The sequence below is a fragment of the Pigmentiphaga litoralis genome, assembly GCF_013408655.1.
GTDB lineage: Bacteria > Pseudomonadota > Gammaproteobacteria > Burkholderiales > Burkholderiaceae_B > Pigmentiphaga > Pigmentiphaga litoralis_A.
Map to the genome: position 1 here is coordinate 3,625,141 of NZ_JACCBP010000001.1, position 15,617 is coordinate 3,640,757.

The following is a 15,617-nucleotide window of genomic DNA, read 5'->3' on the forward strand; positions in this document are numbered from 1 at the left end:
ACAAGGAAGAGCGATGATCCCCAGCGGTAATCCTTTTGCGTTCCCTGGCATGCCCGGCGCGGGCCCGTCTTTCGATCCGGGCGCGGCCAATCCGGTCATGCAGAGCCTGGATATGATGCGGCAGGTGTGGGGCAACCTCGGTTCGATGGCCACGGCGGCGCCGGGCGGAAACGTCCCCGGGCTGGATGAACTGGACAAGCGGATCACCGACCTGCGCGCGATTGAAAACTGGTTGAACCTGAACCTGACCATGCTGCGCGGAAGCATCCAGGGTCTGGAGGTGCAGCGCGCCACGATCTCGACGCTGCGCAATTTTGCGCAGAACGTCAGCAGTGCCTATCAGGCGCATACCCCGGCGGGTGCGTCCGACGCCGACGCGTCCGACCTGCCGCCGCCGTCGCCGCTGGAAATCGTGCTGGGCCTGCGCAAGGCGCCGGGGGCCGCGGCCGATGCATCGCCTTTCGGCTTCTCGGCCAGCGCCGCGCCATCGGCGCCGGCCCCCGCAGCATCCGCACCGGCTGCGCAGCCGACCGGGTGGCCGCACACGCCTGCGCACATGCCCGGGTCGGCGTCCACCGCGGCGTCCGCGCCGGCGTTCATCCCCACGCCGCCGCCGATGCCTGCAGCGATGCAGCCGCCCACCCCGCAGCCCGCCGCACCGTCGCAGCCCCAGACGCCTCCGGCCGACGCCGAGGCGGCTGACGACAGCACCGGTGCGCCACCCGGCTCGCCGCAGGCCAATGCGTGGTGGTCGATGCTGCAGGACCAGTTCAACAAGATCACCGCCGCCGCCTCGCAAGCGGTGCCCGCCGTCCCGGCGATGCCCCAGATGCCGGCGATGCCGCACATGGACCTGGCCAAGGCCGCCGCTGCCGCCGCGCGCACCGTGTTCGAACCGTCGCGCGCGCCGGATGCGCCTGCCCGCAAGGCAGCCCCTGCTGAACGCACGTCGCCACCTGCCCGCAAGGCCTCGTCGGGCAAGAACGGCGCAGCATCCAAGTCGTCGGCATCCAGGTCGTCTGCGCCCCGGCCCCCTGCATCCAAGGCCCCCGCCAAAAAGGCCGCCGGCAAGACCGCGGCCAAGCGGGCGCCTGTTGCCAGCAAGGCGCCGGCCAAGAAGGCGCCCGCGCGCGGAGCCCGAGGCAAGGCATGACCACGCAGTTTCCCTGGGCGCATGCCACCCATCCCGATTGGCGGATGGCGGCGTCCTTGTGTCTGGCTCAGATCGAACACGCCAGCCGCACCGAAACCGGACGGCAGGCCACGCTGGGCTTTCTGTATCTGACCGACCACTTTGCTGAAGCCTCGGACGACATTCTGGCGTTTCTGCGGGAACGCACCGGGATCACGCACTGGACCGGCGCGATCGGGGTCGGCGTGGCGGCCGGAATGGCCGAATATATTGACGAACCCGCCATGGCCTTCATGCTGGCGGATTTTTCGCCCGATGACTTCCAGGTGTTCTCGGGCAAGTCACGCCCGCCGGCGCGGGAGGCACGCACTCCCAACGGCCGGTCCGCCTCGTGGACGGCCCTGGTGCACGCCGATGCCTCGACACCCGACCTGCCCGAACTGCTGCAGGACATGGCGGGCAAGATTGCGGGCGACACCCTGTTCGGCGGTGTGTCCAGCAGCCGCCACGCCAATGCCCTGATTGCCGATGGCATCTTTGCCGGCGGCCTGTCGGGCGTGGTGCTGTCCGAGAACATCCAGGTCGAAAGCCGCATCAGCCAGGGCTGCCAGCCGATCGGCCCGGTGCATCGCGTCACGGCATCGGCCGGACGGCTCTTGAACCGGCTGGACGACGCGCCCGCGCTCGACGTGCTGCTGCGCGACATGGGTGCCCCGACCGAATGGGCGCCCAGCATCGTGCAAGGCGTGCCGGTGGCGCCTGATGCCCGCAAGCAGCAGGCAGCCTCCACCGTGCAGATGCTGCAAGGCACTTTTATCGGTTTTGGTGAAGGCGACGCGTTTCTGCGGGGCAACTATCCGGTCCGGCCGCTGGTCGGCGTCGATCCGCACGAACGGGCGCTTGCCATGGGAGCCGAACTGGACGATGCCGATCACGTGGTGTTCTGCCGCCGCGATCGCCATGCCGCGCAGGTCGACCTGATCCGTGCGTGCACCGAATTGCGCGAAACCATCGAGACACGCTACGGCAGCATGGACCGCATCCGCGGTGCGCTCTACATCTCCTGCCTGGGGCGCACCGGTACGCTGTTCGGCGGTCCATCGGCCGAAATGCAGCTGGTGCAGCAGCAACTGGGCGACGTTCCCTTGATTGGCTTGTTCGCAAATGGCGAGATTTATGGGGACCGCATATCCTGGTACACCGGGGTTCTGGTGACTTTTCTTTAGTATTGAAGAAGACTGGTCACACACCTTTCATCCTTTCCTTACCTTTTGTCAGACATACGTCGTTCGGCTTGCATCTGAATACCGAGCCCACGGTTAGTGTTCGCCAACGCGTACTGCGACGCGTGCAAACGTCACTGATGACAAAGACAAAGGAGCGGGAAGATGGCGAAGAATCTCAAGCAAACAGGCCGCAAGGCGAGCCTGGCATCGACAACCCCATTCAAGCTGGCTGGCGCCGGCATGCTGTGCCTGGCGCTGGTCGCCTGCGGCGGCAGCGACGACGATAACAACAACAACACGCCTGCCCCGACCGCCCCTGGCGACGTCGTGGTCCTGACGGCAGCCGGCCAGCTCGCCAGCTTCAACCGCGCCGCTCCCCAGACGTTCCTGTCCTCCGTGGCGTTGACCGGTCTTGCCGCTTCTGGCGAAACCCTGGTCGGCATGGACTTCCGCCCGGCCGACAACCTGCTGTACGGCATCTCGACCACCGGCGTGATCTACACGATCGACCCCGCCACCGGCGTCGCCACGCGTAAATCGGCCCTGGCTCCTGCCACCGCCGGCGGCGCTGCTGTCGTCCTGAACGGCACCACCTTTGGCGTCGACTTCAACCCCGCCGCCGACCGCCTGCGCGTCGTCAGCAACACGGGCCAGAACCTGCGTATCAACGTGGATACCGGCGCGACGACCGTCGACGGCATCGTGAACGGTGGCGCAGCTGGCGCAGCCGTGACCAGCGCGGCCTACACGAACTCGTTCGCCGGCACCGCCGCCACGACGCTGTATGACATCGATACCGCCAACGACGTCCTGTACGTGCAGAACCCGCCGAACGACGGCACCCTGTCGACCCCGGTGCCGCTGGGCTTTGACGCCACTGCCGCCAACGGCTTCGACATCGACGCCACGACCAACCAGGGCTTTGCCGCACTGACAGTCGGCGGCGTGACCAGCCTGTATGCGATCAACCTGACGCCGGCCGCGGGCGCGCCTGCCGCGACGCGCGTCAACGCCATCGGCGCCGGCACCACGGCCGTGGGCGGCCTGGCCCTGCGTCAGAAGGCCGGTCCGACCATGGTCGGCCTGACGTCCGACAGCCGCCTGGTGACCTTCAAGCCCGCCACGCCGGGTACCCTCGCCAGCAACGTGGCAGTCACGGGCCTGGCCACCGGTGAAACCGTGGTCGGCATCGACCAGCGTCCTGCCGATGGCAAGGTCTATGGCCTGAGCAGCACCGGCCGCCTGTTCACCGTCGTCCCGACCACGGGCGTGGCAACGGTGGTCGCCACCCTGGCTGCCGATCCGGCCGACACGACCGCACCGTACACGGCCTTCCCGGCCGCCGGCACGACCTTCTCGGTCGACTTCAACCCGGTCGCCGATCGCCTGCGCGTGATCACCAGCACCGGCGCCAGCCTGCGCATCAACGTGGCCACCGGTGCAACGACCACCGACGGCAACATCAACCGCGCCGGCGCGGCCCCTGTGGTGGCGGCTGCGGCCTACACCAACAGCTTCGCGGGCACGACCGCCACGGCGCTGTATGACATGGAACGCACGTCGAACGTGCTGTCGCTGCAGAACCCGCCAAACGACGGCACGCTGGTCGACGTGGGCCCGTTGGGCACGACGATCGGCACCCGCGTCGGATTCGACATCGGCGGCGGCGCCAACGGCCTGGCAGTCGCCTCGTCGTCGACCACCGCCACCGGCCCGTCGAAGCTGTTCACGGTCAACCTCGCCACCGGCGCCCTGACCGCGCTCGCCCCGACCGATACCAGCACTGGCCTGGTTGGCGGCGCGACCGGACCGTTGCTGACGGACATCGCCGTCGCATTCTGATGGTGTTGCGCTTGGACGCTGTCGCGTTCTGAAGCAAGATAGAGGATGGCCCGCCCGATGCTCCGGCATTGCGCGGGCCATTCGCAAAAGCTGGAGACATGACATGACCCACCCTGCCCGCAAGACCCTTGCCCTGCGTCGTGATCCCCGCCGCCTTCACATGGCGTGGATGATGACCGCATTGGTCGCGGCGTCCCTGGTTGCGTTCCAGGCCATGGCAGCAGGACCGGGTGCACGAAGCGATGCACGGACGCTGGAAGTTGCCGATACGGCAGGTTCCTGCCCAAGCTCGCTCAATGTCGACATGCACAAATTGCAGGACGAATCGGTACAGAACCTGTGCCAGTACGCCGGCAAGGTGCTGCTGGTCGTGAACACCGCCAGCTATTGCGGCTACACGCGCCAGTACGAAGGGCTGGAAAAGCTGTACGGCAAGTACCGCAATCGCGGGCTGGTCGTCCTGGCCTTCCCGTCCAATGACTTTGGCCAGGAAGCGGCCGACAAGAGCAAGATCGAAACGCTCTGCTTCAATACCTACGGCGTGAAGTTTCCGATCTTCACGCCCACCCCTGTGACGGGCAACGGGGCCAACCCCTTGTTCCGCACCCTGATCAAGACCACGGGGCAGGCGCCCGCGTGGAATTTCCACAAGTACCTGGTGGACCGGAATGGCCAGCCAGTGGCTGCGTTCCCCAGCAACGTCGAACCCGAAGATCCCCGCCTGACGCGCGAGATCGAACGCCTGCTGGCGCGGCCGACAACGTGATCGCCGTCTGGGGCCGGGCCCACGCGGTCGCCCCTGCCACGCTTCCCCTGCCAGCCAACGTACAGGCGTGCTTCGACACGCCCCGGCTGTCGGGCGCATGCCGCCACACGCACTGGGGCTACTACATCTACGATGCGTGGTTGTGGACGGGCAGCCAGGGGATCGATACGGCCACGCTGGCCCAGCCGTTTGCACTGGCGCTGCGCTTTGCCCGCGAATTTTCCGGCCCGCACCTGGCGCGGCGCCTGGTGGAAGAGATTGGCGCGATCGGCCGGGGCACTGATTCCCAACGCGCCGAATGGCTGCGGTGGCTGTCGGCGGCCCTGCCCGACATCGAACCCGGCGACGTCGTGATCGGCGTCTACCGGCCTGGCGCGGGCCTGTGCCTGGTGCTCAATGGCGAGCCGCAAGCCAGCAGCCATGACGCAGTCCTGGCAAAGTCCTTGTTTTCGGTCTGGTTGAGTGCGCAAACGCGCGCGCCGCATGTGCGCGCGGCCTTGCTGGAACGCAATCCGTCGAATTGAGGCCGCGCCTGCAAAGGCCTAGCGGTTCGATTCCGACGACAGCGACAGATTGGGCGCTTCGCCCGTCAGACGACGCCGAAAGTCGGCCAGCTTGGCCTTGACGGTCTTGCGCTGGGCAGGCGACATGCGCACCAGCATCTTCTGGCCCGACGGCAGGGCCTCGAGGTTGGCGTCCACATATTGATAACGCACCCACGGCCGCTGCGACTTCACTTCCCCCTTCACCTCGGTCAGCTGCAGCTTGGGCGGCTCGTCAGGCTCGGGCGTCGACAGCAGGCTGTCGATCACCGCGATCAGGCGATCATTGAAATACCCGCGCGGGTAGCCCAGCTCTTCATAGGCGCTCTGGAATTGCGGGTACATGCGCACATACAGCGCAACGGCCTTGTCGGTCGGCACGTTCTGGATGACGGACACCAGCGGCTGGTAGCGCGGCGCGTTGCTGGCCGACACGATGGACTGATTGTCAGCGACCCCTTCCACCGTAAAACGTCCTGCTGTCGGGTTGACCGGCCAGAGCACCGGCGCGGCATGTGCGCGCGCCAGATTGTCGACGGTCGCCACCACGCGGCGGGGGAAATCGGCCAATTGCAGGAATTTGGCGACCGCATCACGACCAATGAGCTGGCTCATGGCCACGCCAAAGTCGTTGCCCGGATCGGTGATCGCCGTATCGGCAGTGGACGGCACCGATTCGATCGGATACCGCGTTTCGGGGCTGGGCGGCGGCACTTCGATCGGCGCGTCGGCCAGCGGCGGGGCGTCTGCCGCCTGCTCGATGGCGGGCAGCTCGGCGGGCTGGCGCCACCAGAGATAGGCGCCGGCCGCAACCACCGCCAGCAGCAGCGCAATCACGATTCCGGGAAGCTTGCTCATAGGGACTCCAGTCAGTAAGTGCCTATCCTAGCATCGCGAACCGGGGGGCGACCTGCCGCATTCGGCCTATTTCTGCCGCGACAAGGTCAGGAAGTCGTCCGACATGGTCTTGATCTTTTCCTGGATCCGCGCACGTTGCGCAGGCGATGCGCTATTGATGAGATCGGACGTCAGGGCCGCCCAATGCTGCAATTGCTTGCGCTGGCGCTCGCGCACACCGGCATCGGCAGGCGTCTCCAGGTCGGCAAAAAACGCCTTCAACTTGCGGTTGGTCTCGGGCACGGAGGCCGTCTTGCCGGTATCCATGATGTTCAGGAATGCGGTCTGACGCATGCGCCGCACGGCCAGGCGCTCGGTGCCGGATGGCTCGGCCTCGTCGGCCCACTTCTCGATCCGCTCGCGTTGCGACGCGTCCAGCTTGCCGAACCAGAAGGCAAACCGGTCTTCCATGTCGTCAATGCGGCGCTTGCGCAACTTGGCGGGCGAAATATCGATGTTCTTTTCGGTGAACTCGGCATTGCTCTCGTCCATCCGGGCGATCACCCGTTTGCGCTGGGCCAGGCCGAAGCGGGGGAACAGGTCGGCAAAGGCATCCGCCGCCTTGTCGCCGGTGCGGACCAGGCGCTGCGTGACCTGCTTCTGCATGGCCAGCACCTGCTCGGGCGTAAAGGGAGCCGGGTCGGCAAAGCGTTCGCGCGCACCGAGCAGCAGGCGCGAATACTCGGGCAGTTCTTCACGGCGATGCCAGGCGATGACCGAGTCGAGACGTTCCCGCGCGGGGGCCTCGAGTTCGCCCGACGTGTCGAACCAATCGTTCATGCGATAGGCGATGAGCGTGTTGGCCGAGTTGTAGCCGAGCCGCATGGTGGTGCAGGCACTCAAAGTCAACACAGTCAAAGCGACGAGTACCCAACGTATCATTTTCCCTTCTCCAATGCCTTAAACTGCGACGCTCGTCACTCCCACTTGGATAAGCGCTTCATGCTGAACATCGTCATTCTTGCAGCCGGCCTGGGCAAACGCATGAAGTCGGACCTGCCCAAGGTGCTGCACACGCTGGCCGGCCAGCCGATGTTGAGCCATGTGCTCGCCAGTGCCCGCGCCCTTGATCCGGCCCGGATCACGCTGGTGGTCGGACACGGCGCAGCCACGGTCGAAGCCCGCTACGCTGGCGACGACGACCTGGCGTTCGCGATGCAATCGCCCCAGCTCGGCACCGGCCACGCCGTGCAACAGGCTGTCCCCACTCTACTGGAAAGCGGCAGTGGCGACGATGTGACACTGGTGCTCTATGGTGACGTTCCGTTAGTGGCCTCGTCGACGCTGCGGTCCTTGCTGGACGCGTGCGCGGGGCAAGGCGGGGGTCTGGGCATTCTGACTGTGACGATGCCGGATGCAACCGGTTACGGCCGCATTGTTCGCGATACAGCCGGCGCGGTGACTGCCATCGTCGAACACAAGGATGCGTCGCCGGGCCAGCTGGCGATCCGCGAGGTCAACACCGGCATCCTGGCCGCGCCCACTGCCGCGCTCAAGCGCTGGTTGAGCGCGCTCAGGAATGACAACGCTCAAGGCGAGTACTACCTGACCGACATCGTGGCGATGGCCGTGGCCGAAGGCATGCCGGTCGCCACCGCGCAGCCCGCGCACGATTGGGAAACGCTGGGCGTCAACAGCCGCGTGCAGCAGGCCGAACTGGAACGGGTCTATCAACAGGCGCAGGCCACGCGGCTGCTCGAAGCCGGCGTGACGCTGGCCGACCCCGCGCGCTTCGACCTGCGCGGCCAGCTGACGTGCGGCAGCGACGTGGCGATCGACGTGGGCTGTATCTTTGAAGGCGTGGTCGAACTCGGCAACGGCGTCACCATCGGCCCGTACTGTGTGCTGCGCAACGTCAAGGTCGGCGCGGGCACCCGCATCGAAGCCTTCAGCCACCTGCACGATGCCGAAGTCGGCGACGTGTCGCGCGTCGGTCCGTATGCGCGCCTGCGCCCCGGCGCCCGCCTGGGCAACGACACGCATGTCGGCAACTTCGTCGAGATCAAGAACGCCACGCTCGACACCGGCGCGAAGGCCAATCACCTGAGCTACATCGGCGACGCCACCGTGGGCGCGCGCGTCAACATCGGCGCCGGCACCATCACGTGCAATTACGACGGCGTGAACAAGCACCGCACGATCATTGAAGACGACGCTTTCATCGGGTCCGACAGCCAGTTGATCGCCCCGATCCGGGTCGGCCGCGGCGCGACGATCGCAGCGGGTACGACACTGACGCGCGACGCGCCAGCCGACACGCTGACCGTGTCGCGGGCCAAGCAGGTCAGCGTGCCGGGGTGGAAGCGGCCGGTGAAAAAGCCGGTCTGAGCCGACCGCGCCGGTCCGAGGCGGCCGCGCTGGTGTGAGCTGGCCGCTTTAGACCACCACCCGCGTATCGAACTTGCTTCGATGAATCGAGAAAAACGTCCGCACATTGCGGACGTTGTTCTGTGCGGTGAACGCGCGATGCACCAGCGCGTGATACGCCTCCATATCGGGCACCTGCACCATCAGCACGAAGTCCGGCCCCTGCGACACGCGATAGCACTGCGTGACGGTGGCTTCTTTCGCCATGCAACGTTCGAACGTGATCAGGGCTTCGGCGGCTTGCACGTCCAGGGTGACTTCCACGATGCCCGTGAGTCCCGCCCCGACCTTCTCGGGCGACACGATCACCACCTGCTTTTCGATGATGCCCTGCTCGATCAGCCGCCGTACCCGCCGCAGGCAGGTGGGCGGCGACACGGCAACCCGCCGGGCGAGCTCATGATTCGTGATTCCCGCATCATCCTGAAGCAGCATGAGGATGGCGCGGTCTACGTCGTCCAGCGGAGTCGGGGTCGCCTTGGTGTCCAAAAAACCTCCCATTTCTTTCATTAGGCTGAAGATAATGAAATATTTGGTCTACCGATATAGGCCATGAAATCTACAACCATTTTCAGCCGTCTTCAGAAAGCATATTTCACGCGGAAAGGCAGAGAATAGCGGCAACGATTACTTCTCATCAAGCGAGACCTCCTATGTGCGGCATCGTCGGCGCGGTCGCCCAGCGCGATATCACCCCCATCCTCGTTGAAGGCCTGAAGCGGCTCGAGTACCGGGGATATGACTCCTGCGGCGTCGCGGTCTATGCCGACGGCGAACTCAAGCGCACACGCAGCACGTCGCGCGTGGCCGAGCTTGAAGCCCTGATCGAAAAAGAACACCTGGGCGGCTACACGGGCATTGCCCACACCCGCTGGGCGACGCATGGCGAACCTGCCACGCACAACGCCCACCCCCACTTTTCGAAAGACCGCACCGGCCACAACCGGATCGGCATCGTGCACAACGGCATCATCGAAAACCACGATGAACTGCGCACCGAACTCGAAGCGGCCGGCTACGTGTTCGAAAGCCAGACCGACACCGAAGTCATCGCCCACCTGATCAACCACGTGTACGACGGCGACCTGCTCCTGGCCGTGCAGCAAACCGTCAAACGCCTGCAGGGCGCCTACGCGATCGCCGCGTTCTGCCGCGACGAACCGCACCGGGTGGTGGGCGCGCGTCACGGCTCGCCATTGATCGTGGGCCTGGGGGATGGCGAAAACTTCCTGGCATCCGACGCCATGGCGCTGACCGGCACCACCGACCGCATCGTCTACCTGGAAGACGGCGACGTCGTCGACCTGCAGTTGTCGCGCACCTGGATCGTCGACATCGACGGCAACCCGGTCGAGCGCCCCGTGCGTGTCGTGATGGCATACACCGCCGCCGCTGAACTCGGCCCCTATCGCCACTACATGCAGAAGGAAATCTTCGAGCAGCCCCGCGCGATCGGCGACACGCTGCAAGGCGTGGAAGCCATCACGCCGGAACTGTTTGGGGAAGGCGCCGCCGCCATTCTGGAAGACATCGACTCGGTGCTGATCCTGGCCTGCGGTACCAGCTACTACGCCGGCCTGACCGCCAAGTACTGGATCGAATCCATTGCGTCGATTACCTGCAACGTCGAAATCGCCAGCGAATACCGCTACCGCACCAGCGTGCCGAATCCCCGTTCGCTGGTCGTCACGATTTCGCAGTCGGGCGAAACGGCTGACACCCTGGCCGCGCTCAAACATGCCCGTTCACTCGGCATGGACAAGACGCTGACCATCTGCAACGTGGCGACCAGCGCCATGGTCCGCGAATGCAGCCTGGCCTTCCTGACCCGCGCCGGCGTCGAGATCGGCGTGGCGTCGACCAAGGCGTTTTCCACCCAGCTGATCGGCCTGTACCTGCTCACGCTGACCCTGGCCAAGCTCAAGGGCCGTCTCAACGCCGAACAGGAAGCCGACGCCATCAAGGCGCTGCGCCACCTGCCCGTGGCCGTGCAATCGGTGCTGGCGCTCGAACCGCAGATCATTTCCTGGGCCGAAGAATTCGTCCGCAAGGAACACGCGCTGTTCCTGGGCCGCGGCATGCACTACCCGATCGCACTGGAAGGCGCGCTCAAGCTGAAAGAGATCAGCTACATCCATGCCGAGGCCTACCCGGCCGGTGAACTGAAGCACGGCCCGCTGGCGCTGGTGACCGACCAGATGCCCGTGATCACCGTGGCGCCGCAAGACCAGTTGCTGCAGAAGCTGAAGTCCAACATGCAGGAAGTACGGGCGCGTGGCGGCCAGCTGTATGTGTTCGCCGATGCCGGCAGCAATATCCGGAACGAAGTCGGCGTGCACGTGATCCGCATGCCCGAGCACTACGGTTCGCTGTCGCCGATCCTGCACGTGGTGCCGATGCAGTTGCTGGCGTATCACACGGCGTGTGCACGGGGGACGGACGTGGACAAGCCGCGGAATCTGGCGAAGAGCGTGACGGTGGAGTGAAAAAAGGCAGCGCAAGCTGCCTTTTTTGGTTTGATTAATCCCAGTGTTCACAATCGAACTGGAAGCTAAATGTCTCTACAGCAAGCGACCGAAAAATGCTGTATTTGCTATTAGAAACGCTGTGAACATGGACCATTTCACCGCAGCAGTAAAAAAATGGAATTGGACTGCTATGAAAAATACAGCATTTTTAAACTCCATTTCCTATAGCGTATTTGCTATAGTTAGGCTGCTTCTGTTGGCTTTCGTCTCTTCGACAGAGCCATTAGACGCTGAATATTGATGACAAATACAGCATATGGACAACCTTCAGGCACTAGGACATGCCGTCGCCCAACTGCGACGTGATCGCGGCTTAACGCAAAAACAGCTCGGTGACCTCAGTGGCTTGGCTCAGTCAACCATTGCCCGCTTTGAAATCGGCGGCGTTGCCGAATTTGGTTCTCGCAAATTGCTTCGCCTATTGGAGATCCTGGGATATGAGCTGGCGTTCAAGCCTAAAAAAGCCAGCTTCACGCTTGACGATGCTTTAGCGGAACGGCAGCGACTCGAAACGGAGGGGGAAACGGACCCACGGTGGAGCGGACATCGATGAAGCTGCATGTCTATGTTCATGACAAGCCAGTGGCGACTCTGGAGTCAATAGACGGTTTCCGTCACGTGATGACTTATCACCCGGACGTCCCAACCGAGAACTTCGCGTCCTTGCTGATGCCTGTGCGCACGGAGTCCTACGCTTATCCAGAACTTCATCCGCTATTCCGGATGAACTTGCCCGAAGGCTTTTTACTCTCGATTCTTCAAGAGCAGCTGGGCCCCCATATCGGGGCGTCTCCGTTGCAGTTGCTGTCCGTAGTTGGCCGCAATGCTATCGGACGCGTCAAGGTCGCGGCGCCGAATGCCGATCCTACGCAGCCCCCCATAGCGTTCGAGTTGAACGGCATCTTGCGAGGAGACAACTCGGAGGAGGCTTTCGTTGACCTGGTGCGCCAACATGCGATGTCAGGCGTGTCCGGTGTCGTGCCCAAATTTCTTTCCCCTAAAACGTTAGGAGAGCATGGCAAGGGAACGTTAGCCACGGACCGGTACATCATCAAGGGAACCACCTCACGCTTGCCGGGTGTGGCCCTCAATGAGCATCTGTGCATGGAGGTGTCGCGCCAAGCTGGTTTTCCGACTGCTGTCACGGAAGTCTCCGACGACGGAAAAGCCTTGGTGGTGCATCGATTTGACTTCGAGTCGGACGGAACGACACGTAAAGGCATGGAAGACCTCTGCAGCTTGCTCACCTTACGTCCCGAACAGAAGTACGAATCCACGTGGGAACGCGTTGTGAGCCGTATCAAGGACGTCGTCACTCTTCCTGACCAGCAGAACGCAGCGCTGTCGAATCTGGCAGATCTGCTGTTGCTCACCTATGCCCTTCGCAACGCGGATTGCCACACCAAGAACATTGCTTTGCTCTATAGCTCCCGTGAGCAAATTGAACTCGCGCCCGTCTACGACATGCTGACCATCACGGTCTACGACGACTATGCAAAGAACCCTCCGGGCATGGCAATCGAGGGAAGATCCACCTGGAGACCCGGTAAAGCACTGGAGCGTTTTCTTCAGACGCGATGCAATCTGGCCCCGGCCGAGACGCTCCAGCGCGTTGAACGAATCTGCGAAGCCATTGTGCAGGTAACTCCGCAAGTCATTGACTCACTACGGCAATACCCGTCTTTCCATGAAACGGGAAAGCGAATGCTGTATGCCTGGAACGAAGGCATGAACAGTCTGCGGTTGCAAAAGACGTGGAGTCTTCCCCGGCTGGACGAATCCATTGCCGCCGCTGACCTATCCGCCCCTCTCCCCTTCAAACCAAATAAGCCCGAGCGGATCGGTGGATCGGCGCTTTTAGGGAAGCGGTAGACAGCAGGCCAACCCGCGCAATCTCGATCGGTTCGTCTCCAGTGAACCGGCGTAGGGGTTGAACCGGCTTTTTGAGCCCGGTTGAACCCGTTGACGACCTACCCGTCATCTCGTCCTACATGTAAGCCCTGACACATTTATGACAAGTAGCGGCCAGCTTTCGTGATTTTCGCAGTCTGGCATCAGCTGGACGGATGAGTTTTTACGCCCACTGGACTAGTGCTTAGGTTGTAAGAACGATTCTGACATCACGCAGGGCATCATCGCACCGCAGATATAGTTGGACGGAGAGCATTCGAGACATTCTCCTAGCAAGCGACGTTGCGATTACCGCAAATCAACGACGATCCGGTTGAGCCAACCGGGGAGGTGGAGGGACAGTCGTCATAACAGGCGCTAATCTACATTCCGTGAACGTCATATCACTTCGGCGAACACGCCACCTGTTCCGCTGACGGATAACTGAGAAAAATGATTGCCATCCAAAAATTCGACGTCGACGACTGGTCCGCCGTGTGGGCCATCATCGCACCCGTGATTCGCGCCGGCGAAACGTTTGCGTATTCGCCCGAAATCAGTGAAGCCGAAGCCCGCAAGCTTTGGGTCGACCAGCCGGTGGCAACGTACGTAGCCAAGAACGACCGTGGCGACGTCCTGGGTACCTACTACCTGACGGCCAATCAGCCCGGGCTCGGTTCTCATGTCGCCAGCTGCGCCTACATCGTTTCCGACCGCGCCAAGGGTCAGGGCGTGGCCAGCCTGATGTGCGAGCACTCGCAGCAAATGAGCATGCGCCTGGGGTTCCGCGCCATGCAGTTCAACATGGTCGTGGCGACCAACCTGGCCGCCGTGCAGCTCTGGCAGCGCCTGGGCTTCGAGATCATCGGCACCCTGCCCGATGCTTTCCGCCATGCGTCGCTGGGCTTCGTCGATGCCCACATCATGTACAAGCGCCTGGGTGCCCCGGCGGATGACCGCATGGTCATGAACAGCAGCCACACCATGTCGCCGTGGGCCAGCCTGCCTGCCCCGTCGGGCATGCGCCGCGCCCGCCGCGTGGCCGTGCCTTGCACCGCACGCGCCGTCGTCACCAGCGGCCATTCGCATTCGTCGAACCAGCGCCGTCACCGCAGCGACAGCATGGCGCCGCAAGCGGCCGGCATGCGCCGCCGCCGTGCCCGCGATCCCTACCCCTGAACTGACGTCTTAGTCCGGAAGGTCCGCCGTCTTTTCAAGACGGTGCATCGGACAGCCGTTTGCTTGGCTCCGGAAATCCATGGAATGTTTATAGGTCGACTTGCGGGCGCGCATCACGCCGCCCAGCGGTTGATGTTCGACCACGCCTTTCCATGGACCAAAGGCCATGCCGTCGTCGACCCGGGCATGCCGCGCGTCGGTCCATGCAGGTTGCGGGTCGACCCGTAGGGTGGCCACGCGAACAAACGGACTTTCGTCTTCCGGCCATTCCTTCGACGCGTCTTCGATCGGCATGGTCTCCAGGTTCGTGCAGAGTTGGACCTGGATTTCCCATTCGGCTGACTGCGTGGCAAAGAAGGTCTGCATGGCTTCCCGCAAGCCATCGGGCTTGTCGTCCAGGTCGACCGGCGCATCCTTGAGCGCGACCAGTCCCGGCGAGACCGGGACCACGGCAATCTTCGCGACGTAATCGCCATAGCGCAGCGGCACCACCGTCGTATACGTCTCGCCAAGCAGGTTCGTCAGCGGATGGCCACCTAGGCTTTTGATCGTGCCGCTTTCGCCGCCCACGGCTTCGATCCCTTTTTCCAGACCACGCAAGACGGCGGACAGCGCCTGCTTCATGCCTGGCGCCTTGTCGGTGGTGCCGGCCAGCATCTTCAGGTTTTTCAGGAAGGCCTTGGGCGTGGGCACCGTGAAGGCCTTGGCGTTCTGCATTACGAAGTCTTGTGACGTGTCCTCTTCGGACCCAGGCAGACGATCGCCCTCCACCCCCAGCACCTTGACCGCCAGCCCGCGCGGTGTGGACACCTTGTCGTTCAGGATGTCACCCGGGTTGGTCGAAAAACGCATGACCACCTCGAACGATCCCGGCGTCTTGAAGATGCCCTGGGCCAGCGTCGCGGGCAGCCCCGCATCCACCTGGAGCACGCCGCGCAGTAGCGCATGGCTTTTGGCGTGGACGCTGCGCTCGGCATGGCCGCTGTCTTCGTAGACCGTGGCGCTGACCTTGTGCAGGGCGTCCGTCAGCCCCTGGATCGTTTCCGCTTCGTCCGGCTCGGGTTGTTCCAGGTCGGCGCGGTAGCGGATCGGGTCGGCGGCGGTGGGGGATTGCGGGAAGCTGGCGGTCATGGCGGGGCTCTCTGTATGGTTGAGTTCATGCCAAAGCGCAATCGCCGTGCCCGGCCACGTCAACGAGCGCGGACGCAAAAAAGGCGACCGTTGCCGATCGCCTTTCTGCTTCATGCC

At 63.7% G+C, this 15,617-nt stretch carries 14 protein-coding genes; 10 read left to right on the forward strand and 4 right to left on the reverse strand.

What is annotated here, in order from left to right:
* Positions 1-13: 13 nt before the first annotated feature.
* The 5 genes from HD883_RS27960 to HD883_RS16465 all read left to right on the forward strand — a co-directional run bounded on the left by HD883_RS27960 (position 14) and on the right by HD883_RS16465 (position 5,490).
* A complete protein-coding gene (locus HD883_RS27960; protein ID WP_179583545.1) occupies positions 14-1,153 on the forward strand; it encodes a PhaM family polyhydroxyalkanoate granule multifunctional regulatory protein in 1,140 nt (379 codons plus the stop codon).
* Positions 1,150-2,358, forward strand: coding sequence for an FIST signal transduction protein (locus HD883_RS16450; protein ID WP_179583543.1), 1,209 nt, complete (start codon positions 1,150-1,152; stop codon positions 2,356-2,358). The genes HD883_RS27960 and HD883_RS16450 overlap by 4 nt, the downstream gene beginning before the upstream one ends.
* A gap of 162 nt (positions 2,359-2,520) precedes the next feature.
* A complete protein-coding gene (locus tag HD883_RS16455) occupies positions 2,521-4,200 on the forward strand; it encodes a DUF4394 domain-containing protein (protein WP_257022253.1) in 1,680 nt (559 codons plus the stop codon).
* A 103-nt stretch (positions 4,201-4,303) separates the two neighbouring features.
* The gene (locus HD883_RS16460) at positions 4,304-4,966 is read left to right on the forward strand and encodes a glutathione peroxidase (protein WP_179583541.1); all 663 of its coding nucleotides are present in this window, start codon (positions 4,304-4,306) and stop codon (positions 4,964-4,966) included.
* Entirely contained in the window at positions 4,963-5,490 is a 528-nt protein-coding gene (locus tag HD883_RS16465) for a chalcone isomerase family protein (protein WP_179583539.1), read from the forward strand. The genes HD883_RS16460 and HD883_RS16465 overlap by 4 nt, the downstream gene beginning before the upstream one ends.
* A gap of 18 nt (positions 5,491-5,508) precedes the next feature.
* Here the strand turns inward: HD883_RS16465 and HD883_RS16470 are convergent, their stop codons facing one another.
* Complete coding sequence (locus tag HD883_RS16470) at positions 5,509-6,366, reverse strand: DUF3014 domain-containing protein (protein WP_179583537.1); 858 nt, start codon at positions 6,364-6,366, stop codon at positions 5,509-5,511.
* A gap of 66 nt (positions 6,367-6,432) precedes the next feature.
* A complete protein-coding gene (locus HD883_RS16475) occupies positions 6,433-7,287 on the reverse strand; it encodes a DUF6279 family lipoprotein (RefSeq protein ID WP_179583535.1) in 855 nt (284 codons plus the stop codon).
* 60 nt (positions 7,288-7,347) lie between these two features.
* On the opposite strand from HD883_RS16475, the gene glmU reads away from it, so the two are divergent.
* Positions 7,348-8,733: a bifunctional UDP-N-acetylglucosamine diphosphorylase/glucosamine-1-phosphate N-acetyltransferase GlmU gene (glmU, locus tag HD883_RS16480; protein WP_179583533.1), complete on the forward strand. Its 1,386-nt coding sequence runs from the start codon at positions 7,348-7,350 to the stop codon at positions 8,731-8,733.
* Positions 8,734-8,781: 48 nt separating this feature from the next.
* On the opposite strand, the gene HD883_RS16485 is transcribed toward glmU, so the two are convergent.
* A complete protein-coding gene (locus HD883_RS16485) occupies positions 8,782-9,282 on the reverse strand; it encodes an Lrp/AsnC family transcriptional regulator (protein ID WP_373563384.1) in 501 nt (166 codons plus the stop codon).
* Positions 9,283-9,425: 143 nt separating this feature from the next.
* On the opposite strand from HD883_RS16485, the gene glmS reads away from it, so the two are divergent.
* From glmS to HD883_RS16505, 4 genes are all read left to right on the forward strand, one after another.
* Positions 9,426-11,258, forward strand: coding sequence for a glutamine--fructose-6-phosphate transaminase (isomerizing) (gene glmS, locus HD883_RS16490; protein ID WP_179583529.1), 1,833 nt, complete (start codon positions 9,426-9,428; stop codon positions 11,256-11,258).
* A 298-nt stretch (positions 11,259-11,556) separates the two neighbouring features.
* Positions 11,557-11,853 (forward strand): helix-turn-helix domain-containing protein, encoded by a 297-nt coding sequence (locus HD883_RS16495; RefSeq protein ID WP_179583527.1) that lies wholly within the window; start codon positions 11,557-11,559, stop codon positions 11,851-11,853.
* Positions 11,850-13,172, forward strand: a complete 1,323-nt coding sequence (locus tag HD883_RS16500) for a type II toxin-antitoxin system HipA family toxin (protein WP_179583525.1) — start codon at positions 11,850-11,852, stop codon at positions 13,170-13,172. The genes HD883_RS16495 and HD883_RS16500 overlap by 4 nt, the downstream gene beginning before the upstream one ends.
* Positions 13,173-13,643: 471 nt before the next feature.
* Positions 13,644-14,369, forward strand: a complete 726-nt coding sequence (locus HD883_RS16505; protein WP_179583523.1) for a GNAT family N-acetyltransferase — start codon at positions 13,644-13,646, stop codon at positions 14,367-14,369.
* A gap of 9 nt (positions 14,370-14,378) precedes the next feature.
* On the opposite strand, the gene HD883_RS16510 is transcribed toward HD883_RS16505, so the two are convergent.
* On the reverse strand, positions 14,379-15,500 hold the full coding sequence (locus HD883_RS16510; RefSeq protein WP_179583521.1) for a catalase family protein: 1,122 nt from the start codon (positions 15,498-15,500) through the stop codon (positions 14,379-14,381).
* Between the last annotated feature and the right edge of the window lie 117 nt (positions 15,501-15,617).